Origin of the sequence: Rhodococcus sp. T2V, from assembly GCF_029269925.1 — a bacterium.
GTDB lineage: Bacteria > Actinomycetota > Actinomycetes > Mycobacteriales > Mycobacteriaceae > Rhodococcus_F > Rhodococcus_F koreensis.
Map to the genome: position 1 here is coordinate 1 of NZ_JARJBD010000338.1, position 764 is coordinate 764.

General features: G+C 68.1%; 1 pseudogene. It reads left to right on the forward strand.

What is annotated here, in order from left to right:
• Positions 1 to 764 (forward strand): annotated as a pseudogene (locus tag P3H15_RS54245) (N-methylproline demethylase); the annotation flags it as partial.

The window sequence follows — 764 nt, forward strand, 5'->3', positions numbered from 1 at the left end:
CCGTTCGATCTGAAGCACCTGCGGCTCAAGAACCGCGTGGTCTCCACCTCGCACGAACCGGCCTACGCAGAGAACGGCATGCCGAAGGACCGCTACCTGCGTTACCACCTGGAAAAGGCCAAGGGTGGGCTCGCGCTGACGATGATGGGAGGCGCGGCCTGCGTGTCGCCGGAGAGCCCGGCGTTCGTCAACAACATCGCCCTCTACCGGGACGAAGTGGTGCCGTACCTGACCAAGATCGGCGACGCGGTACACGAGCACGGCGCGCTGATCATGTGCCAGGTCACCCACGCCGGGCGGCGCACCAGCAATTACGAGGGTGACTGGCTGCCGGTCGTCTCCGCCTCCGGCGACCGGGAACCCCAGCACCGGGCGTTCCCGAAGGTCGCCGAGGACTGGGACATCGACCGCATCCTCACCGCCTACGCCGACGCCGCCGAACGCTGCCAGGCCGGCGGCATGGACGGCATCGAGCTGATGGCCTACAGCCACCTGCTCGACCAGTTCTTCTCCCCGGCCCTCAACCACCGCGACGACGAATGGGGCGGGGACTTCGAGGGGCGCCTGCGGTTCCCCCTCGAGGTCATCCGCGCCATCCGGGCCCGAGTCGGCGACGACTTCGTCATCGGACTGCGGATGGGAGTCGACGACGAACGCGCCGGCGGCAACGCCGTCGACGAGGGCATCGAGGCGGTCCGCCGCCTGTCCGCCGAGGGCATCGACTTCCTCAGCGTGATCAAGGGAAACCTCGACTCCGACAACAC